The following is a 26552-nucleotide window of genomic DNA, read 5'->3' as shown; positions in this document are numbered from 1 at the left end:
CCAGAAATACCACAAAACCGGATTTGGCACCTGGGTCCGCGACAGGTGACGCGGCGTCACGTACGTCCCTCGCCGTAGGCGTGATTGCGTGCGTTGCGGGACGACGGGCTGCCGAGGTTCGTCAATCGTGGATCCATGTCGAAACGATGGTTTGCGTTTGTTGCGATTCTGACCGCCGCGGCCGTGACCGCAACCGGTCTGCCGGGAACAACGGCGGCGGCCGCCGGCGAAAGTGCCTCCACCGCACGGGTTCACACCATGAAGGGCTGGGTGCAGGGGCAGGTGACGGCGACGCATCGCAGTTTTCTCGGCATCCCGTACGCCGCTCCGCCCGTCGGCCCACTGCGTTGGCGAACGCCCCGGGCCGCGAGCGCATGGAAGGGGATACGCGACGCGACTCAGCCGGGGGCACCGTGTCCACAGCTCTCCGGCTTGCCGGAGCCTGCGGGCAACGAGGACTGCCTGTACGTGAACGTGACGACGCCGAGGCGCGCAACGGGAAAGCTGCCCGTGCTCGTCTTCGTACACGGTGGCGGGCTGATCTCCGGGTCCGGTGCTGCCAACGACCCCAAGCGGATCGCCGATCAGGGCGCGATCGTGGTCACGCTCAACTACCGGCTCGGTGCGCTCGGGTTCCTCCGCCATCCGTCGCTGCGTGACCCGCATGCGGGGAACTTCGGGCTCGCCGACCAGCAGGCCGCGCTGCGCTGGGTGCGGCAGAACATCGCGGCGTTCGGCGGAGACGAGCGCAACGTGACGTTGTGGGGCCAGTCGGGGGGTGGGTACAGCGTATGTGCACAACTGGCCGCGCCTGCTGCACGAGGCCTTTTCGACAAGGCAATCGTGCAGAGCGCGCCGTGTGGGAATCCGATGCTGACCGAGCGGGCCGCTGACCGCCGTGGCCTCGCGCTCGCGGCGGACCTGGGTTGCACGAATGCCGCGACGGCCGAGAAATGCCTGCGTGATAAGCCGGTCGGAGAACTGGTGCGTCCGTCCGACCGCGAAGGGCTTTTCGGCGAGCTACGCAGGTACCGGGCGGACGTGTGGTGGTTCCCGGTCGCAGGCACGCCCGCACTGCCGGTGCAGCCGCTGACCGCGATGCGGCTGGGGACGGCCGCGGACGTTCCGCTGATCCATGGCGGCACGAAGGACGAGATGCGTGCCCACGTCGGTTCTGCGTACGATTTCCAGGGCAAGCCGGTCACCGAGACCGAGTACCCCAAGATCGTGGCGAACCTGTTCGGGACGCGGGCTGCGAAGCGGATCCTGGCTGTCTACCCGGCGGCCCGCTTCACCAGTCCGAGCATAGCGTTGGCGACCCTGCTGACGGACTACGGCGGCGTTACGGGCACCTGCACCCAGCTGCCCGCGATCGACGCGGCCGCCCGGCGCGCACCGGTGTACGCCTACGAGTACGCCCAGCCGTCCGGGGACTTCGAAGGCTTCCCGCTGGGTGCCCAGCACGGTGCCGACCTCAGATATTTCGTCGACACCGAACATCCGGGCGGTCCACCGCCTGCACCGTTCACCCCGGAGGAGCAGGCCTTCGCGAAACGGCTGATCGGCTACTGGACCACCTTCGCCCGGACGGGCCAGCCTGGTCCACAGTGGACGCGGTATCGTCCCGGCACGTCAGCGGCCCGGTCGTTCGCCTTCGAAGGGGCCACCCAGGTGAACCTGACCCGTACGCACCGCTGTGGATTCTGGCGGACGCTTGAATGACGACGGTCGCCCGTCGCCGTGCCGCTGAACCGGAGTCCCTACCGAGACGCCTTCTCGCTGGGGCCGTCAGGTTCGTCTCGACCTGACGCAGACCTGTCAGCAGCTGGTCGCGTTGATCTGCGTTCAGGTCGGCCACCGTCCAGGCCTCCAACGGCCCACATCTGCTCCACCCGTTCACGGAGCCCGTTGCTGGCGGTGGTGGGGGTTCCACCAGGGTCGCTCGGCGGACGGCCGGGTCCGGTCGGCGACGGACGAAGCCTGCTCGGTGGTTCAGTCGCTCAGGTCGCGGCGGAGTCGTCGTTCGTGCAGTTCGACACCGCCGGGTCCCTTGTCGAGTTGCCAACGGCCGGTATCGGTCCAGCCGTGGTGATGGTAGAAGCGCAGGGCGCGTTCGTTGTCGTCGAGGACCCACAGGCCCGCATGGGTGAAACCGCAGGATCGGAGCCGGTCGAGGGCGGCGGCGTGGAGCCGGGTGCCGATGCCGCGGCGCCAGAGGTCGGGGGCGAGGTAGATGGCGTAGACGTCGCCGAGAGTGGGATCGGCTCGGTCAGCGGGTACGAGCGGCGGCCCCGTCGCGGCGAAGCCGACGACGAGCCCGGCCATCACTGCGACGACCGCGCGGGTGTGTCGCGGGCGGGTGCGGAGAACGTCCGACCAGAACTGTTCCCGGTCGGGGACGGACAGGCCGGCCAGGACATCATCGGGGAGCAGACCGCGGTAGGCGGCGCGCCAGGACCGGACCAGCACGTCGGCGATGGCGTGGGCATCAGCCTGTGTCGCGTCTCGGAGCTCGACCATGCCGCCGATGCTTCCACGGGAGGAACCGCGGCGAAACGCACACGATCCGGCAAGGAGGCGAGTGCGAGCGCGCCAACGCCGACCTCGCCGGCGCCCCTTCGGGCACGACAGCGCGAGTCGGAGACGTTGTTGCAGGTCAAGGGTATGTGGGCCGGTCGGCGGTGGGTCGCCGGATCCGTCGGCCCAGGGCTGGCCGGAGACGTCCGGGGTACGGTGGGTTCGCCCATGCCTGGAGAACTGAAAACGCCGAGACGGAGGAACGGTCCATGCCACAGCCCGAACCGGCCACCAAGGATCCGGACAAAGGATATGTAGCGCTCCTTGGCTGGAGCCTCAACGCGGTGGAGGCCCTCGACCGGTTCGATCGACGTTATGTCGTGGTGGCGCCGGACTGGGCGGAGGAGTACTGCTCCACCCACGACATCCCCTACGTGCCATGGAACTTCGAACGGCTCAACGACCGCTCGATGGAGATCGCCGAGACCCTCAAAGCGGAGGGCGTCGACGTGGCGATCCCACTGTTCGAGGAGACGGTGGAGTGGGCAGGGGCGATCAACTCCGTCCTGCTGGACAACCCACGCCTCTTCGGCCAGGCGATGCTGCTCAGGGACAAGGCGCTGATGAAGCGCCGCGCGCAGCTCGGTGGTATCCGGGTCGGGATTTTCGAGGAGGCCCACGACCGGGATGACGTGATCCGCTTCCTCAAGCGCGTCAACCAGACGCTGCTCAAACTCGACGGCGACCCGAACGACCCGATCCACCTGAAGGCGTTCGACAAGGCCGGCTGTCTCGGGCACCGCGTCATCAGCACGCCCGACGAGATCGACATGATCCCAGAAGAGGAGTTCCCGGTCCTGATGGAATCGCATCTCGACGGCTGGGAGTTCGCTGTCGAGGCATGGATCTACAAGGGGAAGATCAAGTTCCTGAACATCTCCGAGTACGTCAAGCTCGGGTACTCGGTGTTCGTTCCAGCGACCCCGGAACTGGAGCAGTACCGGCCGCAGATCAAGGCTCAGATCGAGAAGCTGATCAAGACCTTCGACATCGAGTTCGGCTTCGTGCATCCGGAGTACTTCGTCACCAGTGACGGCGAGATGTACTTCGGTGAGGTCGCCTACCGTCCGCCGGGGTTCAAGGTCTTCGAGCTGCTGGAGCGGGCATACGGATTCAACGCCTATCAGGGGCTGGTGCTGGCCTTCGACCCGAAGACGACCGAGGAGGAGATCGACGCCTTCTTCCCGACGGAGGTCGTCGACGCGTCCGGCGTCGCCGGCTGTTTCGGCGTCTACCCGCGCCGGCGCGTCGTGAGCGAGCTGCAGATCCCGGAGGAGACCGAGGACGACGACTACTACGAGTCGCACGACCTCTCGACGCCGATGGAGGAGACGGTTACCAAGAGGACCGCGTTCGGCAATCACTGGGGACTGCTGTACTTCTTCGGTGACGATCCGTTGCGAATGCGCGATCTACTGAAGAAGCAAGAAGAGCTCGACTTCTACGTCTGACCGCAGAGCGGACGTAGGAGACACCTACCGAAGGAAACCTGTGAAACCGACCGTTGACGTCACCGGTGAGGCCACAACACTGAACAAGCGTGTTGCCTCGCTCGACGACGCCATCCGCGCCATGGCCGAGACCCGTGACTTCGGCAAGCACACGAAGCTGCGGCGAGTCCTGGAGGCGTTGCGGCGGGTGCTGCTGCAGCCGGGCGGCGCCGCGGCAGTCCAGAGCCGGGCGCAGGCGCTGGAGGAAGCCGGCCTGTTCCAGGAGACGGACTGGGCCTCCCCGGAGATCCTCCTCCCGTCGCTGGTCGGCCCCGGCCTGCGCAGCAAGGACGTGGACACGGTCGTGATGGAGGCGACGAGCGAGCTGCGAATGCTCGCTGTCGCCCGCGGCGACTTCGAGCACCCGACGCTCTCCGCCGAGGACGCCCGCCAGTTCCTGTCCCAGGTACTGGCGGCGAACCTGGAGCTGCTGTTCACCTCGCCCAGCGAGGCGGAGCGGATCCAACAGGGCCGGACCGCGCGGCTGACCCGGGACCTGTTCCGGTACCTCGCCGAGGAGATCGGCTACGACAGCGTGCTGGACAAGCTGGTCGACGAGATCTGGCGGATCCTGCGCCAGCGACCGATCCAGGTCGACCAGGTGCAGTCGCTGATCACCCGGATCGCGGTCTATCGCGACGATCCGAACATCGACCTGGGCGCACTGGCCGGGCAGGGCATCGACCGGCTCATCACCAGCTTGTTCGGCACCACCGAAGCATGCCGGGAGGACCCGGGTGTCGACGTCTTCCGCTCCCGCCTGGAGGCGATGGACACCGGCGGCCTGCAGTACGAGGCGACCGGCTTCGCCCGGGCGATGCATGACACCGGGCTGGTGTCGCCGTATCACGCCGAGTTGCTGCGGTTCCTGCTGCACGAGAGCAACTACCTCGTCGGCGAGGCGCTCGGACTTTCCGACACCGGCCGGAACTGTCTGCTGCGCTACCGCAACCTGGTGCATCGGCTCATCGAGACGGCCGTGTATCCGCGGACAGCGCAATGTATCTACGGGCTGGCGCTACTGCTCGACCGCGGCATCCTCTACGAGCCGCCAGTGGTGCCCGCGTTATGGCGCCAGCTGTCCCTGAAACTGTCTCCGGCGGCCAGGGAACGGTTGACGACGGTGTTCGGCGACGAGCCCGAGCCGGAGGCGCGGCTGATCGCGGGTGTGCTGTCGATGCTGGGCCAACCGCTCGGCGTCGGGCAGGGCGACAACCCGACCTGCCAGTCGGCCCGCGCACTGTCGATGTGGGCCTACAACGACCCGGACTACCTGCTGCAGATGGTGGTCTGGGCGGCGCGCGACGACGAGATCATCATGCACTTCGAGGGGCAGCCGATCTCGTCGAAGGAGAGCGCGGCCGGGGTCGCGACCACGTTGCCGATGGACTTGGACCCCGTGTCCTTGCTCGTGGTGCCCCACCTGGACCGGATCTACGCCGAGATGGGGCGGCGCTGCGTCGACCGCACCGGGGATCCACACAGGTGGGTCAACCCCGAGTTCCACGGGTGGTGGACCGCCCGTGGTTTCCGGATCAACGTCGACGTCGCGACGGGGAATCTGATCGACCTTGACGACTTCCTGCGGCAGTTCCACGCGAGCTACCACCCTTCCTACAACGGTGGGCAACCGCTGATCCATCCGCAGCCTGCCGGTATCGCCGTCACCGACAGCGCGGCCCGCTATGTCGGCTGGCACGCGATAACGATCCTCCGGGTCGCCCAAGATCCCCAGGACGAAATGCGGGTTTACTTCTTCAATCCGAACAACGACAGTGGGCAGGACTGGGGCGACGGTGTCGTGGTCTCCACCGCGGGCAACGGTGAGCGGTTCGGCGAGGCCTCCCTGTCGTTCGACCAGTTCGCCTCACGGCTCTACATCTTCCACGTCGACCCGCTGGAGCGCGGGGAGCCGGAGCGGGTGCCCGACGAGGACGTCGCGCGGATCATCGGTCACATCGAGCGCAGTTGGGGCGCCGACCGATTGCAGGCGGGGGAGCTGCAGGCCGCCAAGGGCCCGCAGTCTGACCGATGAGATTTCAAGCTGAGCTGGAATCGACCGGCAAGACAGCCGCGGGCTTCGAGGTGCCGGAGTCGGTTGTCGAGAAGCTGGGCGGTGGCGGCCACCCGAAGGTGACCGTCACCGTCAACCACTTCGCGTTCCGGACCTCTGTCGCGAAGATGGGTGGCCGCTATCTGCTTGGGGTGAGTGCGGCGCGGCGCGAGGAAGCAGGTATCGAGACCGGTCAAGTGCTCGACGTCGACGTGGAGCTGGACACCGCGCCTCGCGAGACGGAGGTGCCCGGCGACCTCGCCGCGGCTCTGGCCGCCGACCTGAATGCCAAAGCGTTCTGGGACACCCTTTCGCACAGCAAGCAGTCGTGGCACGTGCACCAGGTCACCAGTGCGAAGAAGGCGGAGACGCGCGCGGCCCGTGTGGCGAAGTCGGTGGCCATGCTCCGCGAAGGCAGGGCTCGCTAGTCGTTGGACCGATGAGTTTCCGGGACCCAGCTTGTCTACCTCCCGACAGTCGGCACAGCTGACACAGGAGGAACGATGAGCAAAGTTCGCGCCGACATTTCGGTTTCCGTCGATGGATACGTAGCCGGGCCCGATCAGAGCATGGAGAACCCGCTCGGCGAGGGCGGTGAGAGACTGCACGACTGGGCAGTCGGGTTGGAGGCCTGGCGCGAGGCGCACGGCAAGGCGGGCGGCGAGGTCAACGCCAGCACACAGGTCATGGAGGAAAGGCAGACCGACGTGGGTGCCGGGATCATGGGCCGCAACATGTTCTTCGGCGGCGGCCGCTCCGGACTGTGGGACGAGTCATGGACCGGTTGGTGGGGCGAGGATCCGCCGTTCCACGTCCCGACGTTCGTGCTCACCCACCATCCGCGAAGGTCGATGTCCCTCTCGGACACCACGTACATCTTCGTGACCGATGGGATCGAGTCGGCCCACGAGCAGGCTCGCGAGGCGGCCGGGGACGGGGACGTCATGGTTCACGGCGGTGCGCAGACGATCAATCAGTACCTGGCCGCCGGGCTGCTCGACGAGCTGGAACTGCACGTGGTGCCGGTCGTCCTCGGTGGCGGCGCCCGCCTGCTGGACAACCTGTCGCCGCGGGTCAACCTGGAGCAGGTACGGGCGATCGAGGCGCCAGGCGTGACGCACCTGAAGTACCGCGTGGTCAGGAGCAATTGAGAACGCGAGCCGCGGTGCCGGGTCGGACCAAGGTGGCTCAGACGTGCTCATCGGCAGTTGAGGACGTTCAGGTCACGGCAAGGGGAACCAGCGCAGCTGGGTTCCGCTGCCATCGGACGGCGCGCGCGGCGCCTGCGGCAGATGGTCATGCCGTCGGCAAGTGCCCAGGTGACGAGCGCGCAGAGCGCGAGTGCCGCCCCGAGGACGGTGGGGCCTGTCCAGCCTGCGACATCGAAGAGGGCGGTGGTCGCGGTGGCTCCGAACGCGGATCCGAGGGAGTAGAAGACCATGTATCCGCCGATGGCGCTGCTGGTGCGATTGGCGTATGCGGCGGTGAGGATGTGCTGGTTGCCGACGTGTACTACCTGGACGGCGAAGTCGAGCACAATCACGCCGAGGATCAGCGGAAGCAGCGACCAGCCGAGAGGTCCGATCGCTGACCAGGAGCCGAGCAGGAGGGCGAGAGCGATGCCCGTGACCCGGCCGGCGTGCCCGGCGTCGCTCCAACGGCCGGATCGGGCGGCGCCCAGAGCGCCGGCGAGCCCGGCTACGCCGAACAGTCCGATCTGCGCTTCGCTCAGCTGCCACGGCTCACTGGCCAGGGGTAGCGCCAGGCCACTCCAGAGGGTGCCGAAGGAGGCGAAGAGGAAGAAGGCGATCAGCCCCCGGCTGAGGAATGTCGGCTGAGCGAACAGCCCGCCCAGGGCTCGGATGACCTTTCCGTACCGTTCGGCGCCGGTGCGCACGTCCGCCGGCAACGCGGCGAGGCTGAGCAGGCTGAGGGCGGCGGCGAGGCCCGCCAGCACGAGGTAACTGCTGCGCCAGCCCCACAGGTCCGCCAGGCTTCCTGTCACGACCCGGGAACCGAGGATGCCGACCACGACCCCGGAGGTGACGACACCGAGATTGCGTCCTCGCTTGTCGGGCGGGGAGATCGAGGCCGTGTAAGCGACCGTTGTCTGCACCACCACCGCGAACACACCGGCGACCGCCAAACCGCTGAACGCCACCCAGGCAACTGTCGCGGTCGCGGTCACCGTCAGGCCGACCGCCACCATGGCCAGGTGCGCGGCGATCAAGCCTCTGCGGTCGAACATGTCACCCAGCGGTACCAGCAGCACCAGTCCGGCGAGGTAGCCGAGTTGCCCCACGGCCACGAACCAGCCGACCGAGTCGCGGGAAACGCCGAGGTCGTATCCCATTGAGCCCAATATCGGCTGCCCGGCATAGACGCTGGCGACCGCCACCCCGCACACCACCGCCAGCAGCAGCCTTGTTCCCTGCCCCACCGCCACCTCCCTGGTTGGTTGCAGATTGCAACTCTTTGGAGAGTAGGCCAGAATGGTTTCACTACGCAACTCATTGGAGGGGTGATGGCACGCGACATCATGGCGAGGCAGGGCATCGCGTGGACGGACCCGGAGTGCCCGGTTGCACGGGCGGTGGATGTGATCGGGGATCGGTGGAGCCTGCTGATCGTCCGGGACGCGATGGACGGAGCCCGTTCGTTCACCGACTTTCAGCAGCGCACGGGCATCGCCCGCAACATCCTCACCGATCGGCTCCGCAAACTCGTCGATCACGGCCTGATCACCCAGGTTGAGGCCCCGTCGGGAAAACGAAGGGTGTACGCGCTCACCGCGGCAGGCAAGGACCTGTTCCCCGTGATCGTCACGCTTCGTCAATGGGGGGAGCGACACGCCTTCGAGCCAGGGGAGACGCATTCGATCCTGGTCGACGAACACGGCACGGCCGTTCCGCAGGTCGTCCCCAAGGCCGCGGACGGACGGCCGCTGGCGAGTGACACGACAGCCGTCCGAAGGCGATCGTGAGCCCGTGCCAACGCGAGACGGCCCAGTTGTCGACCTTCGTGACCTAGGGCGACAGCTTTGCGTGTGAGGTCACGTCCTACCTGCTGGAGTGGCGGGTTCTTCGGGGTGGTCGCACGCCTGACGCGAAATTACCGGTTCTGGTCCTTCACGGAGCCGGTAGCCGCTTGCCCGGAGGTGTCGGTATTCGGAGAAGGCCAGCACCAGTGCTGTGGCGATCCCGCACAGGTTCAGTGTCAGCCAGAGCGGGTGGGGCACGGTGTCGGCGCCGCCCCAGATGATCTCCGCGCCGCTGATCAGCAGCATGAGAACCGTTGTGCCGATCGGAGCGAGCAGTGGGTGGATTTCGCCCGTCCAGAAGCCGGTCCGCGCTGCCCAGTAGATCGTGCAGCACCAGAAGCAGTAGAACCAGAACGCCGAGGCGATCATCAGGGGTATCGCAAGAATGAAGACTACTGCTGCCCCTGGGTGCGGGTTGGTGATGTTGACGTTCGCGCCACCTACGACGATCAACAGGAACGGCAGAAAGAAGGAGATCAACGCGAGGGCCGCACGCCCGAGTAGACGCCGCGCGCCGGGCAGGAGTCGAGTGCGACGGCCGGGGCGGGTCACCACGAGTATCACGAGGAACGACAGGGGTGGCAGCAGCAGAGCAAGCGCCCCGGTTTGCAACGCCTTCAGGAGGTTCTTGCCCGGAACTTCCCAAGCTTCCTGGTATCGGTAGGTGGTAGCCATGATCACAGCCATGCCGACCACAGATCGCCAGAATGCGAGCCGGTCCAGTATCCGGTCTTTTCGGAGTGGTCCGACTCTGGGTTTGAACAGGAACTTGGCGGTGAGCCACGGCAGGAGCACGGTGACGATGACGCGCCGGGGGGCAACTTGCGCACTCACTCCGCCAACGTATCGAACCGTCGCCTCGCCGACGCGGGATTCCTCGAAAGGGCACGCTGAACCCTTCGGCCGACCGGCTCGCGGTGACCAGAGGGCTCAGAAATCGAAGTGCGGAGCGGACGGCATCGAGCGTAGCGTCCGGGAATCATGAGCGATGAGGTGAACGCAGGCGGCTCTGCCATCGTCGAGCAAGGGGACGATCCGGCGGACGGCTGGTTCCCCGAAAGTGTGGCCGCGGGCTACGACAGCCCGGGTGGTGCGAACGCGCCCGAAGTGGTGACGCCCGCAGTGGACGCCCTGGAGGATCTGGCCGACGGCCCGGTGCTCGAGTTCGCCGTCGGGACCGGGCGGATCGGAGCGCCACTGGCTGCGCGCGGTGTGCGGGTGAGCGGCATCGAGTTGAGCCAGGCCATGGCGACGCGGATCCCGAGCAAGCCGGGCGGCGATGCGGTCGACGTCAAGATCGGCGACATGACGTCGACGCGGGTGGCCGGTCAGTACTCGCTGGTCTACTTGGTGTTCAACACGATCAGCAATGTCGTCACCCAGGACGCGCAGGTCGACGTCTTCCGGAACGCTGCCGCGCATCTGCGACCAGGCGGGCTGTTCCTCGTCGAGGTGGGTCTGCCGGATCTGCGTCGCCTGCCGCCCGGGCAGGACACCGTCCCGTTCGCGATGGAGTTCGGCCACGAAGGCGACGGATATGTCGGGTTCGACCGGTACGACGTCGTAACGCAGGCGTTCACGTCGAACCACATCACCGTGTCACCGGACGGAACCGGACGTTTCCGCCGTATTCCCTTCCGGTACGCCTGGCCTGCGGAGATGGACCTCATGGCGCGCATCGCCGGGATGGACCTGAAGTACCGCTGGGCGGACTGGGACCGCTCGGAGCTCACGGCCGACAGCACCAAGCACGTGTCAGTCTGGGAAAAAGTCCGGGCACGAGATGCTCCTGGCCAAGCACCAGGCGCGCCGCCGAAACCACGCGGCTTGAACACCGCGACGCATGCTCCGGGTTCACGGCACCCGCATCACCGGCGATGACCGTCGTCTTCGTGGAAACAAACGCGTTCGATCCTGGCACCCATGCGAGCCAACCTCGTCACCTGTTCCCTCGACGCGAAGCTCAAGGTGTCCTGACCGCCGTTGTCGCCGCACCGCCAAGGCGAGGGGTTCCCCCGGTGACGCCGGCGGGAAGTCCTGAGCATCGCTCACCACTCCGGTCACCACCGCGACTGCGCCTTCGGCTGGTAGTGCCTGGGCTGTGCTGCGTCACCGCCCTTTGTGTTCGTCCACCGGCGCGGTGGTCAGCAGATCCTGCCGGTAGTCGTCCGGCAGCTGGGACACCAGGTCGGCGAACTCGCCCTCGGTCACGCCGGCTTTCAGTGTGGCGATGACGGCGCGGGCGTGCTCACGCGCACTGTCCTGGGTGCAGCCCTGGCCTTCGGTGTCGGCGACCCGGCGGTAGAACTCCTCCACCCCGAATGCCTCACCACCGCCGACGTCCGGCAACGCTTCGGCGATCCCCGCAGGCAGCTGGGCCGCGAGGTCTCGCGGCTCGTGACCCGCCAGTCGCTGCGCGAGGACGGACAGTGTTGCGCGGGTGGCGGTGGCGGCGGTGTCCGCGTCGCTCAACCCGACAGTTTTCCGCACGGCGGCAACGACCTCGTGCTCCTTCATCACACCTCCATTTGGCGCTAGCTGTCTTCCGACCCTCCACGTACCCGGTGTTCTCGACCTCGACACACCGTCGAAGGCTGTGTCCGCGGCAGCACTTCGCTGAGCCGGACGACCTCGGCAGGTCCATCGGCTACGACCGGCGCATGAGATGACCACGACGCCGTTGGCAGGCTCCTGCCACGTGCCTGTGCGTGCGGGCAGCGTCAGTCAGGATTGCCTGGCGGAATGCGAACTGTGGCAACGGAACGGAGCGATCGTGGAAATCGGCGCAGCGCGGGAGGGACGGGTTCTCCGCACCGCAGGTCTGCTGTCCAGCTTGCGGCGAAAAGGCGTCGTCGCACTGCTGGCGGGCGCGAGCCTGCTCACCGCGTGCGGGCAGCCGGCGCCGTCGGCCACCGCCCCGCCTGCGGAGCCCAACACAGCAACAACCTCGTCGAGTCCGGCGGCGGAAGAACACGTCCTCGAGTTGGAGGTGACCGGCACGGCCACCCTGTCCTCCCTCACCTTCACCCTCGACGGGAAGGTCAGCGAGGAGAAGGCGGTGAAGCCACCCTGGCGTAAGACGGTCGAGGTCCCGTACGGAACCGGACGTCACGAATGGAGGCTGACCATGCGGCACAGTGGCGGAAGCCTGTCGGCGACGGCCACGGTGGACGGGAAGCTGGTGACCCGGACCGGGGGAGCGGGCTCTCCCGGCAGCAACAACACCGCCAACCTGACCGGCAGCTTCACGGACTGACCAGAACCCGGCGACGGTGAGCGGCGCGTGGTTGCCAACTGGCTACTGCTGCACCGCGACCACCTCGACGAACTCGCGTAGCCCTTCAAGACCGAGTTCGCGGCCGATGCCCGACTGCTTGAAGCCACCGAACGGGGCGTGCAGGTTGCCGGCCGCGCCGTTCACGTCGATCTGCCCCGCCCGCATCCGTCGTGCGAGGTCCGTGGCGCGTTCCGGCTCACCCCAGACCGCGCCGTGCAACCCATACCGCGTTCCGGCGGCGATCTCCAGTGCCTCGGCCTCGGTGCGATAGGGCAACACCACGAGCACCGGACCGAACACCTCCTCCTGCGCGATCTCCCAGTCCGGGGCGGCGCCCGCGACGACGAGGGGAGGGGAGTAGTGCCCATACCGGGGAAGGTCGCCGCGCCGCCCGAGTATCCGGGCTCCGCTCGCCTCCGCTCTGGCGACGAAGCCGGCCACCCGTTGCTGCTGGTCCGCCGAAACCAACGGCCCGTTCTCAGTCCCAGGGTCGCGGGGGTCGCCTACGCGCACCGCTCGCATACCTGCCTCGGCCTGCTCCAGCACCGCCGCGTAGTGGTGCTTCGGCACGACCAGCCGGGTCCACGCACTGCACGTCTGCCCGGAGTTCAGAGTGGCCGAGGCGACCGTCGCGGCCACCGCTTCCTCGATGTCCGCCTCCGGCAGCACGACGCTGGCGGACTTGCCGCCGAGTTCGAGGCAGACCCGCTTGACCGAACCCGCGGCCGCGGCCATCACCTGCGTGCCCACGACTGTGGAGCCGGTGAAGGAGACCACGTCGACGTCCGGGTGCGCCGCCAGCGCCGCGCCGACGACACGACCGGAACCGGGCACCAGGTTGAACACACCGGGCGGCAACGTCGTCTCGGAGACCGCCTCGGCGAACAGGTACGCGCTCAACGGAGTCAGCTCGGCAGGCTTGGCGACGATCGTGCAGCCTGCCGCGAGTGCCGGGGCCACCTTGGCCGCCAACTGGTAGAGCGGGTAGTTCCACGGCGTGATCAAGGCGACCACGCCGGCGGGCACCTCGTGCAGTATCGAGTTGGCCACCTCCTCGCGTCCCGTCCTGGTGCGAACGAGCGAGGCGTAGTGCTCCACCACCTCGATCGCCACGTCCACCTGGACCTCGGCGGTGACGGTGACCGGGCAACCGACCTCGGCGACCACCGTTTCGATCAACTCCGCACGCCGCTCCCGCAACCGGCCCACCAGATCCGCGAGCACGGCCGCGCGCGCCGGGTATGGCACCTCCGCCCATACGGGCAGCTGCCGTGCCGCGGCGGCGACCGCCCGGTCGGCGTCCCCGGGCCCGGCGTCCGCGGCGTGGCCGACGACGGCTCCGGTCGCGGGATCGTGCACCGCGACCTTCGCCGGGACCGGCCGCCAGACCCCGTCGACGAACACATCTCCCTGGTGCTCAGCGCCGATCATCGCCAGCCTCCCGCACCTGCGCCAGTGGGGTGCCGTAGACCTGTTTGCCGAGCCATTGGCCACCGTCCACGGTCAGTACCTCGCCGGTGATGTAGGCGGCGCGATCGTCCAGCAGGAAAGCCGCGGCCTCGGCGATCTCGCCGGTGCCCGCCGTCCTGGCCTGCGGCACGCTCGCGAGCACCCGCTCCCGACTGGCAGGCTCGGCCCACAGGGCCGCGCCCGCGCCCGCCGTCTCCGTGGGACCGGGAGCGATGCAGTTCAGCCGGACTCCACGGTCCGCCCACTCCACGGCCAGGGTTCGGGTCATGGCGAGCACTCCCGCCTTGGCTGCCGCGCTGTGCACCGTGCCGGGATGACCGTGCCAGGCATAGCTGGCGATAACCGAGAGCACGCTGCCGGAGCCTTGCCCGAGCATCGTGTCCGCCGCGGCCCGCGTGCAGTGAAACGTCCCGTTCAACACGATGTCGATGACGGCTCGCCAGCCGCCGGGACTGAGCTTCTCGCCAGGGCAGACGAAGTTGCCCGCGGCGTTGTTGACGAGGGCGTCGATGCGTCCGTGCCGCTCACGAACGGTCGCGAACGCAGTGGCGACGGCGTCCGCGTCCCGCACATCGAGGACGACGGCATCGGCCCGCCCGCCCGCGGCCCTGATCTGTTCGGCGGTCTCCTGCAGCGGCTCTCGGCGCCGCCCGCACACGACCACGGTGCCGCCACCGGCGCCGTAGCGCGTCGCGACGGCCCTGCCGATACCCGAACCGCCGCCGGTGACGACGGCGACGCGTCCGGAGAAGGGGCTGGCGGAGTCGGTCATCGGTACATCTCCTCTGTCGTGTCGTTCCAGGTCAGCAGTGCGTCCACGGCGACAACGCCGTCGGGCGCCACCCGCAGGGGGTTGATCTCGCAGGCCGCGACGTCCGGCTCGGCCTGCGGAATGCGGGACACCGCCGCGACACATCGGGCGAGGGCGGCCAAATCCGTGCCGGGAGCGCCGCGCCACCCGAGCAGCAGCGGGTAGCCCCGCAACCGGGTGAGCATCCGCGCGGCCTGCTCTTCGGTGACCGGGGCCAGTTCGAGAGCGGTGTCCCGCCACAGCTCCGCGGTGACCCCGCCCGTGCCGACGACGATCACCGGGCCGAACACCGGGTCGCGCCTGACTCCGACGAGCATCTCCACGACCCCGGGGCGCTCGTCCATGCGCTCCACGACCAGGCTGGGCACCGCGAGGCGATGGGTCAGTTCGCGGTAGGCCGCCGCGACCTCCTCCTCGGTCCGCAGGCCCAATACCACGCCGCCGACCTCGGTCTTGTGGGCCAGTTCCCCGGCCTTCAACACGGTCCGGCCCGGCCAGCGTCTGCTGATCTCGACCGCCTCGGCGGCGGAGTTCGCCATGGCCGCCTCGGCCATCGGAACACCGGCCCGCACCAACACCTCACGGGCGGCGACGTAGGACGCGTCACCGCCGGGCGCATGCTCGGTGGTTGGCGCAGGCGGCAGCGTCCGTGGCCGCGCTCCGGTCCACTCCGCACTGCCCGCTAGCGCGAGCAGAGTGGTCCGCACATCGGCGAACACCGGAACGCCGCCCCGGGTGAGGGTTCCTGTCGTGATCGGTTCGTCCGCCATGCTGTGCACGAGGACGGGGACCTTCACGGTGAGCCGAGTGAGTCGTTCGGCGACCAGGCGCTCGGCGTCCGCCAGACTCGGACTGTCCTCTCCGAACCGTCCGAAGTAGCCGGTGAGCAGCACGGCGTCCACACTGTCCGCGACCGCCTCGGCCGCACGGGCGTACACGGTCATGTCCTGCTCACCCGCGCCCGCGAGATCGATCGGGTTCGACGGCGCGGCGTCCGGCAGCAGTGTGCGGACTCGTTCGCCGGCTTCGCCGTCAAGTGGTGCCACGGTGAGCCCGGCCGTGGCCGCGACGTCCGCGGCCAGCGCCGCCTGCCCGCCGGAGTCGGAGATCACCGCGATCCGCCTGCCCCGTGGACGGGCACCGAGTGCCAACGCGTGTGCCAGTGCCGCGGCGTGCGCCGGTGTGCCGGCACGGACCGCGCCAGCCGCCCGGCATGCGGCGTCGAGCACGTCGATACTGCCGGTGAGCGCACCGGTGTGCGATCGCGCCGCGGCGCTACCCGCGGCGCTCGTACCGGCGGCCAGCACGACGAGGGGTTTATCCGCGGCGCGCAGCGCGGCGGCGGCCTCCAGGAAGGCTCTCGGATCGCGCACGTCCTCCAGGTAGGTCAGGACGGCACGGGTCGGCTCATCGGTCACGAGGGACGCGAGCAGTTCCTCGGTGGTGACGTCGACCTGTCTGCCGACCGAGGCGAACCGGGACACCCCGGACCCGTCCCTGGCCAGCATCGCGGCGAGTTCGGAGCCCACCTGCCCGCTCTGGGTCACCACCGCGACGGGGCCCTGGACGAACCGGCCCCAGGCCAGCTGCAGTCGGGCGCCGGTGTCGGCGATGCCCAGTGAGCTCGGCCCCACGAGCCGGACACCTGCCGCGCGGGCCCGCTCCGCCAGTTCGTGGGCCAGATCGGGCCGCCGGGGTAGCCGGTGCAGCCCGTCGGTGATCACCAGCAGCGCCCGTGCACCCGCGTCGAGTGCCGCATCGACCGCGTCCGCCACGGCCGGTACGGGCACGGCGATCACGGCGAGGTCCACCGGGCCGTCGACCTCGCGGAGGCTTCGAACCGTGGGTGTGCCGCATACCCGGGATCCGTTGTGGTTCACCAGGTGGACCCGGCGCAACTCCCGCCCGGACAGAGCCCCCGAGGCGAGCCAGTGCCCCCATTTCGCCGGATCGTCACTGGCGCCAACGACCGCGACCGATCCAGGACGCCACAGGTGATCGAGACCCTTCGCGCCGACGTTGTCCACAACAGACTCAAGCGCGGTCATCGAGGCTCCGGGAGATGATCAGGCGCTGGATGTCGGAGGTGCCTTCTTCGATCTCCTCCAGCTTGGCGTCGCGCATCCATTTCTCCACCAGGAACTCCCGGGAGTAACCCCAGCCGCCCAGGGTCTGGACGGCGGCCCAGGTGGCGTACATAGCCGTCTCGGACGCGACGAGCTTGGCCATCGCGGACTCCCGCGCGGCAGGTAGGCCCGCATCGATCCGCCTGGCGGCGCGCCAGGTCATCAGCCGGGAGGACTCGACCCTGGTGGCCATCTCGGCGAGGCGGAAGGCGACGGCCTGATGTTCGATGATCGGTTTGCCGAACTGCTTCCGCTGCTGCGCGTACTCGGTCGCGTATTCGGTGGCCGCACGGGCGACGCCGGTGGCGGCAGCGGCGAGGATGGTCCTGGACCGGTCGAAGGTGTGCATCAGTCCGGCGAAGCCCGCACCCTCGTCACCGAGGCGATCGTTCGCGCCGACCTCGACTTCGTCCAGCACGACCTCCGCGTTGATCAGGGCGCGCTGGCCCATCTTGGGCCATGGTGCGGAGACAGCGAGACCGGGTGTGTCCTTGTGCACGACAAACGCGGTCACTCCCCGGGAGCGCAGTCGCGGATCGACGGTGGCGAAGACGACGTAGTACTCCGAGGCTCCGGCGTTGGATATCCACGCCTTCCGGCCGGACAGCACGTAGCGATCGCCCTTGGCGACCGCGCGGGTGCTCAGCCCTGCCGCGTCGGACCCCGTGTCCGGCTCGGTGACCGCCACCGAGGTCATGGGCGGGCGCTGCCGGGTCAGCGGCGTGAGGAACCGGGTTCTCTGTTCCTCGGTACCGAGTTCGAGCACCGGATGGGCGAAGAACCCGTTGGCGGTGAGCAGGTTGCCGATGGCGAGGTCGCCGGTGCAGAGCTCTTCCTGCACGAGGCACTGCGTGAAGACATCGGTGTAGCCGCCGCCGCCGTAGGACTCGGGCAGCATGAACGAGGTCAGCCCGACGTCGGCGGCGGCGTACCAGATGTTCCACGGAACTTCGGTGTCCGCCTCGTCGACCGCGCGGGCGATCGGCCGGATCTGCTCCGTGGCGAACGTGCGGCAGAGGTCGAGGATGTCGTTCTGTTCTGAGCTGAGGTCGATCAGCTCGGTGGGAAGGCGCACGGCGACTCCTAGGTCGAGGGCTAATGGTCGGACAGAGATGGCAAGCGCGAGGCGCGCTGAACCGCCAATCTATTTATAACTGACGCGTCAGTCAATATTGAAGTCGTGATTCGTCGAGGGGAAGCGCGGCAAGCCGCGGGGGGAGCGATCAGGCGGGAAGGACGACCTTGTCGATGAACGACTGGCACGTGGCGCGCATCCGGGAGAGGGTCATGTTCCGGGAGCCGGCGAGCACCTGCAGTGCCAGTCCGTCGAGTACGGCGACGAGCAGGTTGGCGATCTCCACCGCGTCGGTGTCGCCGACCTGACCGGCGGCCTGCCCGTCGCGCACGATGCCCGCAACGAGACGCCGCCACTCGCCGTACGCGCGGTCGTTGAGTTCCTGCAGATCCTCGTCATGGATCGCCTCGGCCCACAGTTCGGCCCATACGTGCCAGGCCTCCACGGTCTCGTCGTCCTGTGGCAGGTAGGCGTCGACCAGGCGGCGTAGCTTGCTCACCGGGTCCTCGTCCGACTCGAGGATGGCCGTCCTGCGTTCGAGTGAATGGGTGAAGTTCTGCTCGAACGCGGCCCGCACCAGCTCGCGTTTGTTCGCGAAGTAGTAGTGCACGATCCCGGACGACAAGCCCGCCTCCTTGGCGACGTCAGCGACACGCAACGCGCGGAAACCGCGCCCCGCGATCACCGCGCACGCGGCGTGCAGGATCTGCGCGCGTCGTTCCGTCTCGACACTGGGCCGCGGCATGGACACTCCTTCTCGCAGGTGGCTTACCGCGGTCCACTCTAGCGGAGTTGACTCATTGGTCAGTCAACTGTGATCGTCGCGCCGGCTTCTCCCGGCCGCCTCCTGCCGGTATCCACCCTTGTTCAGGGGCACCACGATCAACCGGGTGAGCGTGTAGTGCAGTACACCGGCCACGACCACGGCGGGCAGCGACGCCGTGAGGTACCGGAAGATGGAAGCGGGTTCGTAGGTGACGGGGTCGAGCAGTGCCGCATAGGTCATCGCCCCTGCCGCGACCGCGACGAACGCGACGACGTTGAACCCGCGCCAGAACCCGTATCGCGACCGGTGTGCCGGCAGGTAGATGTCGCGCAGGCGAAGTCGTTGCCTGCGCAGGATGAAGTAGTCGACGAACTGCACGGAGCACAACGGAGCCACCAAGATCGCTCCCCACGAGACGAACCGGGAGTAGTTGCCGTAGACGGCGGCCGGGAAGAACACCAGCACGGCCGCAGGAGCAAGGATCGCCGCGGCCAGCACCGGCCAGGGCACGCGGCGCAGTAGCCGGCCACCGCCACCCTTCAAGGCGACCATCGAGGAGTAGCCCTGGGCGACCACGCTCGTGACGTTCGCGAATCCGACGAAAGCCAGTGCGACCATGCCGAGCACCACGCCACCGAGCGGAATCATCCACATTGTCGGGTCCTCGGAGGACAGGGCCAGCGCGGCGAACGCGCCGACCACGGCGGCGACGACCGAGGTGAGGAAAAGGCCCAACATGTTGGGCCAGAACGCTGCCCGGGGGCTCTTGGTCAAGCGGGCCAGATTGCCGACGTTGGGCCACCAGGCGAACCCTCCGGCGATGTTCAGTTCGACGGCCAGCATGAAGTCGAGGTGTGCGTCACCGGTCGATCCCAGTGGTGGGATCGCCGCCAGTTCCGACCAGGAGGTATTCAGGAAGATCAGTACGAGCATCCCGACGGTGACCACGACGAGGCCGGGCGCGACGATCCGGTTGATCCACTCCACGGAAACAGGTCCGCGAGAGAGAACGAGCCAGGACAGCATCACGGCTGCCAGTGCGATGAGGCTGACCGCGAGACCGGAGTCGCTGAACTCGGTGTCGAAGGCCTGGTTGGCGACATTGCGTAACGCGTGTCCGAACATGATCGCGAGCACCGCGGACCAGGCGGCGGCCAGGAGCGCGGACATCGTGATCATGAGGACGCGGGCACCGCTCGGGCCGAACACGCTACGCAGTCCGACGAACTGCTCGAGGCCGTACTTGGCGGACGGGATACATGGGACGAGGGCGACGAGCAGCACGCTGATGCCGTAACCGACAACGATGCTCGCGATGGCCGCCTCGGCACCAACGTAGAGGGCGACAGCCCCTCCCTGGAGGAACGCCCAGGTGGCGATGGAGAGTCCTACGTTGACCGAGGAATAGCCCCAGAACCCCCAGATCCGCTCCTTGCCGAGCAGCGGCAGTTCGTTGAGCGTGGCGTCGCTTCCCGGGGCCGCGGGAGTGGCGTTGTCACTCACCGGTGCGCTCACGCTGGGTACCCCCAGAAGATCAGTCCCACACTGAGCGCGGCAATGGTCAGCACAGCCAGCAGGATGTCCCGTGCGGGTAGGTCCGGCAGGACCGACTCCTCGCTGTCCGGCGCTTCGAGTAGCGCGATCCTGCGCTCCAGTTCGGCCTCGAAGTTGGTGTCATGCATGACCACAGCTCCTATAGTTGACTGACGAATTAGTTATAGGAGTCTGTGACGCGCCCTACATGCGTGTCAAGATGTTCAGCAATGACGCCAGGATCTGAGTCTCAAAGTTCGCCAAACTCTGAAAGTTGACTGACGAGCCAGAAATAACGAGGATGTCGTCATGCTCAGGTCGACAACATCGCAGCCTGCTCCGCCCACCTTCGCTCCCGTTGTCGTGATCGGTGCGGGATACGCCGGGCTGTCCGCGGCGCTGACCCTGCACGATCACGGCGTCCCAGCGCTCGTACTGGAAGGCGCCGACCGGGTCGGGGGCCGAATCTGGTCGCACCGAACTCCAGGAGGAGCACTGATCGATCACGGTGGCCAGTGGGTTGGTCCGAACCAGCACATGCTGCTGGCCTTGGCCGACCGCTTCGGCTGCGCCACCTTCCCCACCTGGGACACCGGCGAGCATCTCGAGGCATGGCGCGACGGCGCCGTGCGCAGGTATCGAGGTGACGGGCCGGACTACGCGCCAGGTGCGGCCGGGTACCAGGAGGCCACGGCTCGGGTCGACGCCATGGCCCGGGAGGTGGACCTGTCGGATCCGGGCTCCGGCCCCATGGCAGGGGACTGGGACAGCGAGACCGTGCACTCTTACTTCCTGCGCACGGTCGCCTGCCCTGCCGCGCGTGTCCGGTTGCACCTGGCCGTGCAGGGCGTGCTGGCGATGGAACCGAGGGAGGTCTCCGTCCTGCACCTGGTTTTCTACGTCGCGAGTGCGGGCGGGTTCGCCCAGCTGATGGAGACCAGCGGCGCGGCACAGGAGGCCCGCTTCACCGCGGGAGCGCAGGCGCCCGCTCGGGCGATCGCGGAGCACCTTGGCGACTCCGTCCGGCTCAATACGCAGGTCACGGCCGTCGACCAGCGGCCGGACGTTGTCGAGGTACACACCGGGGCAGGGGTCGTGCGGACCAGCCGGGTGGTGGTGGCGACACCGCCACCGGCGACGGCCGCCATTTGCTTCCTGCCCGCATTGCCGAACGCCAGGGCAAGATGGATCCAGCGCAGTGTGATGGGCGACGTGGCCAAGGTGCATGTGGTCTATCCCCGCCCGTTCTGGCGTGCTGCCGGGCTCTCCGGTGTTGCGTCCCTGTACGACGAGTCCACGTTCGGCGTCGTGTTCGACAACTCTCCGCCGAACGCGGATCAGGGGATCCTCGTAGCGTTCAGCTACGGTGATCGGCTGCGTCGATGGTTCTCGCTGGGGCAGGAGGAGCGGCAGGCTGACGTCCTGCGCACACTCACACGGCTGTTCGGTCCCGAGGCCGGCGAACCCGTGGACTATCTGGAGAAGATATGGCCGGATGATCCGTGGGCACGGGGCGGCTACGCGGCCAATCCCGGCCCCGGCTCATGGGTGGCGCATGGACGAGCGGGCTGGCGCGAGCCATGCGGGCGGATCCACTGGGCCGGCGCGGAGACGGCAAGCAGGTGGAACGGCTACATGGATGGCGCGATCTCCTCCGGCGAGCGGGCCGCGCACGAGGTACTGCGCGCGTTTGCGGAACGAGAATCCGGGTCGGGCTAGGACACCCAGCCCTGGGGAAGAGTGGACGCCTCACGGTGCCTCAGGCCTGCCTGATGTAGTTCATGACGTGCTTCACCCGGTCCTTGCGGCTCTCGGTGTCGAGCATGCGCTCGCCGAACTCGTCGTGGCCGAGTTGCTCGCCACCTGAAGGGCGATCCACGCGTTCACCCGCACCTGGGGGTCGTCCAGCGAGCGGCCCAGCGCCGTCTCTATCTGCGCGATTCGGTTGCCCACGGTGTTGCGATGGATCCCCAGCTCGTCGGCGACCTTCAGGCGGGAGCCATGGTGATGCAGGAACGAACTCAAGGTCCGAACCAGCTCCTCGTCGCTCAGCCGGGCGAGGAACGACGCGGCGAACGCGGCCGCCCTTTCGCCGTCGATGACGGCCAGCGCACCCTCGTTGACCAGCCGCTCCCACCGCACGACTGGTGCCGCCGAGGTGGCCGAGGTCAGGGCGTGGCCCGCGTTCGTCCAACTGCGACGGGCGTCATCGATCGTCTCGGGGCCGCCAACGCCCACGAGGAGACCTCGTTCGGCGACTTTCGCGAGGTGATGATCGATAGCGCCGGGTGTGACCGCCAGCCACAGTTCCTCCCGCACCAGCGCCGCGAGCGGCACGGCGTTCTCGACTGCCTCCAGTGCGTCGCTCAACGCGTGGTCCGGCCCGGTTGCCCTCGCGATCACGACGTGTTTCGGCAGCGCGACGCCACGTTCGCCCCTGGCCTCCAGCACGATCGTCGCCGTCCGCGCATCGGCCTCGACAAGGAGCTCCAACGCGCGGGCGCGCAGTCGGCGATCGGCGTCGCGTCGCTCGAGGCGCGTCTGAGCCGCCAGACCGAGTAGCGAGACGGCGGTCGCTATCGCCGTCCGTTCGCGGTCCGTGACGGGGTGGGGTATGTACACCGCGAGGTGCCCCACCGGCGGTCCTGTCAATCCGACCGGTTGCACCACAAGGGTTGCCGCGCCGGTCTGGACGCTCGTGGCGGCCCGTAGTCCTTGTGGGCGAAGCCTGTCCACCTCCGATGCCACCAGCGAAACGTCGAGTTCGGTCCGCGCGGGCCCTCGTGGCTCGACGCCGTCTGGTCCGACCAGCGCCGCCGCACCGTCGACGATGTCCGCCAGGCGGGTCACGAGCGCCGCCGGGTCATCCTGGCGAAGGGCCGCCTGCGTCAGCTGCCGCTGCGCCTCCAGTGACCTGCGGGCCGCGTGCTCGGATTCGGACTCCTTCATCGAGGCCAGGGTGTGGCTGATGGCTACGAAGGTGGTCGCCCTCGGCACCTCGAACACGTTCAGGCCCTGAGTCCGGCAGGCAGCGATCAAGCCGGCCGGGACGGCGCGGTGAGTGAGGCCGGTGGCGAAGCCGAGCGCGACGACCTGCCGTGCGACCAGCCGGGCGACGTAGGACTTCCACTGGGATCGCCACTGCCGCATCTCGAGGCCGGTGGTGAGGAGCACCTCGCCTCCCTCGAGAAAGGGTGAGGGGTCGGCGAGTTCGCTCGTCGCCACCCACCTGATGCCGGCCGTCGGCTGAGGCAGGTGCACCCCGGCAAGCGCGAGCGAGCCGTGTCCAACGAGTTCGGCAACCGAGACCATAGTGGCATAGTTGCACAGTCGCGCCATACAGCGATGGGCATTTCAGGCATGTTGGGCGGGTCCCGATTTCTCTACGGTCGAAGCTGTTCGTCACCCAGCCTCACCTCAGGAGCGCCGATGCCCGAGAGCGACACCGTCACCGGCCACAGTGGTGGTCCGGCACTTTCCCAGGAGCGTCGCCTGGTCACCGAGATCCCCGGCCCGATATCGCGCGAGTTGCACGCCCGCAAGGCGAGCGCAGTCGCGCGGGGCGTCGGCACCGTGCTGCCGGTCTACACCGTCGCCGCGGGTGGTGGCGTTGTGCTGGACGTGGACGGCAATTCGCTGATCGACTTCGGCTCCGGTATCGCGGTGACCACGGTCGGCAACAGCGCACCGCGCGTCGTGGAGTCGGTCGCCGAACAGGTCCGGGCGTTCACGCACACCTGTTTCATGGTGACCCCGTACGAGGGGTACGTGCGCCTGGCAGAGGAGTTGAACCGTCTCACGCCCGGCTCGGGCGAAAAGCGAACCGTCCTGTTCAACTCCGGCGCGGAGGCCGTGGAGAACGCGGTCAAGATCGCGCGTTCCTGGACCCGCAGGCCGGCCGTCATCGCGTTCGACCACGCCTATCACGGCCGCACCAACCTGACCATGGCGCTCACCGCCAAGAACATGCCGTACAAGAACGGGTTCGGCCCGTTCGCCGGCGAGGTCTACCGTGCTCCCGTGTCCTACCCGTTCCGCGACGGTGGGATGGGCGGCGTCGAGGCCGCGCGCCAGGCGATTGAAGTGGTCGAACAGCAGGTCGGCGTGGATAACCTCGCCGCGTTCGTGATCGAGCCGATTCAGGGCGAGGGCGGCTTCATCGTCCCCGCGCCCGGCTTCCTGGCCACGCTCGCCGAGTGGTGCCGGGCGAACGGCGTCGTGTTCATCGCCGACGAGGTGCAGACCGGCTTCGCCCGCACCGGCGACCTGTTCGCCGTCGACCACGAGGGCGTGGTGCCCGACCTGATCGTCACGGCCAAGGGCATCGCCGGTGGTCTGCCGCTCTCGGCCGTCACCGGCCGTGCCGAGATCGTCGACGCGCCGCACGGCGGAGGCCTGGGCGGCACCTATGGCGGCAACCCGCTCGCCGTCGCCGCCGCTCTGGCCGTGATCGAGACGATCGAAGCGGACGGTCTGATCGATCGCGCCCGGTCGATCGAGAAGACCATGAAGCAACGGCTCACCGCGATCCAGCAGGCCGATCCACGCATCGGGGAGGTTCGCGGACGCGGCGCGATGATCGCGGTCGAGCTGGTGGAGCGGGGCACCACCACTCCGGATCCAGGCCTCACGAAACGGATCGCCGCCGCGGCACACGCTCAAGGTCTGGTCGTGCTCACCTGCGGCACGTACGGCAACGTACTGCGCTTCCTGCCCCCACTGTCCATCCCGGACCACCTGCTCACCGAGGGCCTCGACGTCCTCGATCGCGTCTTCCGGGAGACCAGGTGACGGACGCGGCAGGAGAGATCATGGACATCAACGACGTCATCGCCGAACTCGACCCGAAGCGCGGCATCCACATCGGCGGACGGGGACGCGGAGCCGTGAAGGTCTTCCCCGTGCAGGACCCGGCCACGCTCGAGGTGCTCGCCGAAGTCGCGGACGCCTCGGTGCTCGAAGCCGGGGCCGCTGTCGAGGCCGCGGCACGGGCGTTCCCCGCGTGGGCCGCGACCGCCCCGCGCGAGCGTGCCGAGATTCTGCGGCGAGCGTTCGAACTCATCATCGCCGACTCCGACAGACTCGCCGCGCTGATCGCGGCGGAGAACGGCAAGTCCAAGGCGGACGCGTACGCCGAGGTGGCGTACGCGGGGGAGTTCTTCCGCTGGTTCAGTGAGGAGGCGGTCCGCAACGACGGCGAGTACGGTCTCGCGCCGGGCGGGGGAGCACGCACGCTCGTGACCCACAAGCCCGTCGGCGTTGCCGCGCTCGTGACCCCCTGGAACTTCCCGGCCGCCATGGCCACCCGCAAGATCGCCCCGGCCCTCGCGGCCGGATGCACTGTGGTCCTCAAGCCCGCCGCGGAGACGCCACTCACGGCGATCGCGGTGTCCCGGATCCTCTCCGCGGCCGGAGTGCCGGACGGCGTCGTCAACGTCGTGCCGACAACAGACGCCGCGCGTGTCGTCGCCGCGTGGCTGCGGGACGAGCGGGTCCGCAAGGTCTCGTTCACCGGATCGACCGCGGTCGGTCGGACGCTGCTCGGCCAGGCTGCCGAGCGCGTCGTCAACGCCAGCATGGAGCTCGGTGGAAACGCCCCGTTCGTGGTGACCGCGGACGCCGACGTCGAAGCCGCGGTCACCGGGGCGATGATCGCGAAGTTCCGCAACGGCGGCCAGGCCTGCACGGCAGCCAACAGATTCTTCGTCCACGCGTCGGTCGCGAACGAGTTCGTTGCTCGGTTCGGCGCCGCGATCGAGGCCCTCAGAGTCGGTCCGGCGTACGACACGGCATCGCAGGTCGGGCCACTCGTCAGTGAAAAGGCGCTCGCCGGAGTTCGCGAGCTCGTCAACGCGGCCGTGGCCGATGGCGCCACGGTGGCCTATCGCGGGACGGCACCGTCGGAGGGCTGGTTCTACCCGCCGACACTGCTCACCGGCGTGCGACCCGACGCCTCGATCCTCCGCCGGGAGATCTTCGGCCCGATCGCTCCTGTCGTGGAGTGGTACGACGAGGACGCGATGCTCCGCCTGGTCAACGACACCGAGTTCGGTCTAGCAGCCTATGTCTACGCGGCACGGTTGCAGGACGGGCTGCGCATCGCCGAGCGGATCGACGCGGGCATGGTGGGAATCAACCGCGGGGTCGTGTCCGATCCGTCGGCACCGTTCGGCGGCGTCAAGCAGAGCGGACTGGGGCGCGAAGGCGCACGCGACGGGATCCGGGAATACCAGGAGACCCAGTACTTCAGCGTGGCACTCTCGTGAGCCGTGGGCACGCCGGTGTCACGTCGACCCGCAACGGACCAAGCCGCTCAAGTAGAACACGTTCTATG

General features: G+C 68.3%; 23 protein-coding genes. 11 read left to right on the top strand and 12 right to left on the bottom strand.

All coding sequences use genetic code 11. From position 1 onward, the window contains the following. Positions 1-183: 183 nt before the first annotated feature. Entirely contained in the window at positions 184-1722 is a 1539-nt protein-coding gene (locus tag BM199_RS18625) for a carboxylesterase/lipase family protein (RefSeq protein ID WP_177242687.1), read from the top strand. Positions 1723-1992: 270 nt separating this feature from the next. On the opposite strand, the gene BM199_RS18620 is transcribed toward BM199_RS18625, so the two are convergent. Next, on the bottom strand, positions 1993-2520 hold the full coding sequence (locus tag BM199_RS18620) for a GNAT family N-acetyltransferase (RefSeq protein ID WP_091674541.1): 528 nt from the start codon (positions 2518-2520) through the stop codon (positions 1993-1995). A gap of 266 nt (positions 2521-2786) precedes the next feature. On the opposite strand from BM199_RS18620, the gene BM199_RS18615 reads away from it, so the two are divergent. From BM199_RS18615 to BM199_RS18600, 4 genes are all read left to right on the top strand, one after another. Beyond that, positions 2787-4028 (top strand): ATP-grasp domain-containing protein, encoded by a 1242-nt coding sequence (locus tag BM199_RS18615; RefSeq protein WP_091674540.1) that lies wholly within the window; start codon positions 2787-2789, stop codon positions 4026-4028. 40 nt (positions 4029-4068) lie between these two features. After that, the gene (locus BM199_RS18610; RefSeq protein ID WP_091674539.1) at positions 4069-6102 is read left to right on the top strand and encodes a hypothetical protein; all 2034 of its coding nucleotides are present in this window, start codon (positions 4069-4071) and stop codon (positions 6100-6102) included. Further along, positions 6099-6548 carry a YdeI/OmpD-associated family protein gene (locus tag BM199_RS18605; RefSeq protein WP_091674538.1) on the top strand — a complete coding sequence of 150 codons (450 nt, stop codon included), beginning with the start codon at positions 6099-6101 and terminating at the stop codon, positions 6546-6548. Before BM199_RS18610 ends, BM199_RS18605 begins: the two co-directional genes overlap by 4 nt. 75 nt (positions 6549-6623) lie before the next feature. Next, positions 6624-7271 carry a dihydrofolate reductase family protein gene (locus tag BM199_RS18600; protein WP_091674537.1) on the top strand — a complete coding sequence of 216 codons (648 nt, stop codon included), beginning with the start codon at positions 6624-6626 and terminating at the stop codon, positions 7269-7271. A 47-nt stretch (positions 7272-7318) separates the two neighbouring features. On the opposite strand, the gene BM199_RS18595 is transcribed toward BM199_RS18600, so the two are convergent. After that, positions 7319-8566 (bottom strand): MFS transporter, encoded by a 1248-nt coding sequence (locus BM199_RS18595; protein WP_218160368.1) that lies wholly within the window; start codon positions 8564-8566, stop codon positions 7319-7321. Positions 8567-8644: 78 nt separating this feature from the next. Here BM199_RS18595 and BM199_RS18590 point away from each other — a divergent pair, with 78 nt between their 5' ends. Beyond that, on the top strand, positions 8645-9103 hold the full coding sequence (locus BM199_RS18590; RefSeq protein ID WP_091674536.1) for a winged helix-turn-helix transcriptional regulator: 459 nt from the start codon (positions 8645-8647) through the stop codon (positions 9101-9103). Positions 9104-9172: 69 nt separating this feature from the next. Here the strand turns inward: BM199_RS18590 and BM199_RS18585 are convergent, their stop codons facing one another. Beyond that, a complete protein-coding gene (locus tag BM199_RS18585; protein ID WP_143101865.1) occupies positions 9173-9994 on the bottom strand; it encodes a hypothetical protein in 822 nt (273 codons plus the stop codon). 147 nt (positions 9995-10141) lie between these two features. On the opposite strand from BM199_RS18585, the gene BM199_RS18580 reads away from it, so the two are divergent. Continuing rightward, a complete protein-coding gene (locus BM199_RS18580) occupies positions 10142-11041 on the top strand; it encodes a class I SAM-dependent DNA methyltransferase (RefSeq protein WP_091674534.1) in 900 nt (299 codons plus the stop codon). 228 nt (positions 11042-11269) lie between these two features. Here the strand turns inward: BM199_RS18580 and BM199_RS18575 are convergent, their stop codons facing one another. After that, on the bottom strand, positions 11270-11677 hold the full coding sequence (locus tag BM199_RS18575) for a DUF2267 domain-containing protein (protein ID WP_091674533.1): 408 nt from the start codon (positions 11675-11677) through the stop codon (positions 11270-11272). 256 nt (positions 11678-11933) lie between these two features. Between BM199_RS18575 and BM199_RS18570 the strand changes: the two genes are divergently transcribed. Then, positions 11934-12416, top strand: coding sequence for a hypothetical protein (locus BM199_RS18570; RefSeq protein WP_143101864.1), 483 nt, complete (start codon positions 11934-11936; stop codon positions 12414-12416). A gap of 42 nt (positions 12417-12458) precedes the next feature. Here the strand turns inward: BM199_RS18570 and BM199_RS18565 are convergent, their stop codons facing one another. The 7 genes from BM199_RS18565 to BM199_RS33905 form a co-directional block, all read right to left on the bottom strand. Further along, positions 12459-13868: an aldehyde dehydrogenase family protein gene (locus tag BM199_RS18565; RefSeq protein ID WP_091674531.1), complete on the bottom strand. Its 1410-nt coding sequence runs from the start codon at positions 13866-13868 to the stop codon at positions 12459-12461. Next, the gene (locus tag BM199_RS18560; protein ID WP_091674530.1) at positions 13855-14679 is read right to left on the bottom strand and encodes an SDR family oxidoreductase; all 825 of its coding nucleotides are present in this window, start codon (positions 14677-14679) and stop codon (positions 13855-13857) included. The genes BM199_RS18565 and BM199_RS18560 overlap by 14 nt, the downstream gene beginning before the upstream one ends. Continuing rightward, positions 14676-16766 (bottom strand): acetate--CoA ligase family protein, encoded by a 2091-nt coding sequence (locus tag BM199_RS18555; RefSeq protein WP_091674529.1) that lies wholly within the window; start codon positions 16764-16766, stop codon positions 14676-14678. Before BM199_RS18555 ends, BM199_RS18560 begins: the two co-directional genes overlap by 4 nt. After that, positions 16753-17919, bottom strand: coding sequence for an acyl-CoA dehydrogenase family protein (locus tag BM199_RS18550; protein ID WP_091674528.1), 1167 nt, complete (start codon positions 17917-17919; stop codon positions 16753-16755). Before BM199_RS18550 ends, BM199_RS18555 begins: the two co-directional genes overlap by 14 nt. A gap of 148 nt (positions 17920-18067) precedes the next feature. Then, positions 18068-18664: a TetR/AcrR family transcriptional regulator gene (locus BM199_RS18545; RefSeq protein WP_091674527.1), complete on the bottom strand. Its 597-nt coding sequence runs from the start codon at positions 18662-18664 to the stop codon at positions 18068-18070. A 63-nt stretch (positions 18665-18727) separates the two neighbouring features. Next, positions 18728-20200: a cytosine permease gene (locus BM199_RS18540; RefSeq protein ID WP_218160367.1), complete on the bottom strand. Its 1473-nt coding sequence runs from the start codon at positions 20198-20200 to the stop codon at positions 18728-18730. Beyond that, positions 20197-20367 carry a hypothetical protein gene (locus BM199_RS33905; RefSeq protein WP_177242685.1) on the bottom strand — a complete coding sequence of 57 codons (171 nt, stop codon included), beginning with the start codon at positions 20365-20367 and terminating at the stop codon, positions 20197-20199. The genes BM199_RS18540 and BM199_RS33905 overlap by 4 nt, the downstream gene beginning before the upstream one ends. Before the next feature lie 160 nt (positions 20368-20527). On the opposite strand from BM199_RS33905, the gene BM199_RS18535 reads away from it, so the two are divergent. Next, on the top strand, positions 20528-21937 hold the full coding sequence (locus tag BM199_RS18535; protein WP_091674526.1) for a flavin monoamine oxidase family protein: 1410 nt from the start codon (positions 20528-20530) through the stop codon (positions 21935-21937). A 72-nt stretch (positions 21938-22009) separates the two neighbouring features. Here the strand turns inward: BM199_RS18535 and BM199_RS18530 are convergent, their stop codons facing one another. Continuing rightward, on the bottom strand, positions 22010-23530 hold the full coding sequence (locus BM199_RS18530) for a PucR family transcriptional regulator (RefSeq protein ID WP_177242684.1): 1521 nt from the start codon (positions 23528-23530) through the stop codon (positions 22010-22012). 117 nt (positions 23531-23647) lie between these two features. Here BM199_RS18530 and gabT point away from each other — a divergent pair, with 117 nt between their 5' ends. Both gabT and BM199_RS18520 read left to right on the top strand, forming a co-directional pair. Next, positions 23648-25009: a 4-aminobutyrate--2-oxoglutarate transaminase gene (gabT, locus tag BM199_RS18525; protein ID WP_091674524.1), complete on the top strand. Its 1362-nt coding sequence runs from the start codon at positions 23648-23650 to the stop codon at positions 25007-25009. Then, positions 25006-26484 carry an NAD-dependent succinate-semialdehyde dehydrogenase gene (locus BM199_RS18520; RefSeq protein ID WP_245788447.1) on the top strand — a complete coding sequence of 493 codons (1479 nt, stop codon included), beginning with the start codon at positions 25006-25008 and terminating at the stop codon, positions 26482-26484. The genes gabT and BM199_RS18520 overlap by 4 nt, the downstream gene beginning before the upstream one ends. Positions 26485-26552 lie beyond the last annotated feature (68 nt).

Source organism: Amycolatopsis marina (genome assembly GCF_900111885.1).
GTDB lineage: Bacteria > Actinomycetota > Actinomycetes > Mycobacteriales > Pseudonocardiaceae > Amycolatopsis > Amycolatopsis marina.
The sequence above is the reverse complement of the archived record's forward strand: the minus strand, read 5'-3'. Positions and strand labels throughout refer to the sequence as shown.

Bases quoted from the DNA above. Each gene is read 5' to 3' on its own strand.
- BM199_RS18560 (WP_091674530.1), bottom strand. From the start codon at position 14,679: ATGACCGACTCCGCCAGCCCCTTCTCCGGACGCGTCGCCGTCGTCACC.
- BM199_RS18545 (WP_091674527.1), bottom strand. From the start codon at position 18,664: ATGCCGCGGCCCAGTGTCGAGACGGAACGACGCGCGCAGATCCTGCAC.
- BM199_RS18620 (WP_091674541.1), bottom strand. From the start codon at position 2,520: ATGGTCGAGCTCCGAGACGCGACACAGGCTGATGCCCACGCCATCGCC.
- BM199_RS18615 (WP_091674540.1), top strand. From the start codon at position 2,787: ATGCCACAGCCCGAACCGGCCACCAAGGATCCGGACAAAGGATATGTA.
- BM199_RS18530 (WP_177242684.1), bottom strand. From the start codon at position 23,530: ATGGTCTCGGTTGCCGAACTCGTTGGACACGGCTCGCTCGCGCTTGCC.
- BM199_RS18580 (WP_091674534.1), top strand. From the start codon at position 10,142: ATGAGCGATGAGGTGAACGCAGGCGGCTCTGCCATCGTCGAGCAAGGG.
- BM199_RS18590 (WP_091674536.1), top strand. From the start codon at position 8,645: ATGGCACGCGACATCATGGCGAGGCAGGGCATCGCGTGGACGGACCCG.
- BM199_RS18535 (WP_091674526.1), top strand. From the start codon at position 20,528: ATGCTCAGGTCGACAACATCGCAGCCTGCTCCGCCCACCTTCGCTCCC.
- BM199_RS33905 (WP_177242685.1), bottom strand. From the start codon at position 20,367: ATGCATGACACCAACTTCGAGGCCGAACTGGAGCGCAGGATCGCGCTA.
- BM199_RS18565 (WP_091674531.1), bottom strand. From the start codon at position 13,868: ATGATCGGCGCTGAGCACCAGGGAGATGTGTTCGTCGACGGGGTCTGG.
- BM199_RS18600 (WP_091674537.1), top strand. From the start codon at position 6,624: ATGAGCAAAGTTCGCGCCGACATTTCGGTTTCCGTCGATGGATACGTA.
- BM199_RS18575 (WP_091674533.1), bottom strand. From the start codon at position 11,677: ATGAAGGAGCACGAGGTCGTTGCCGCCGTGCGGAAAACTGTCGGGTTG.
- BM199_RS18555 (WP_091674529.1), bottom strand. From the start codon at position 16,766: ATGACCGCGCTTGAGTCTGTTGTGGACAACGTCGGCGCGAAGGGTCTC.
- BM199_RS18605 (WP_091674538.1), top strand. From the start codon at position 6,099: ATGAGATTTCAAGCTGAGCTGGAATCGACCGGCAAGACAGCCGCGGGC.
- gabT (WP_091674524.1), top strand. From the start codon at position 23,648: ATGCCCGAGAGCGACACCGTCACCGGCCACAGTGGTGGTCCGGCACTT.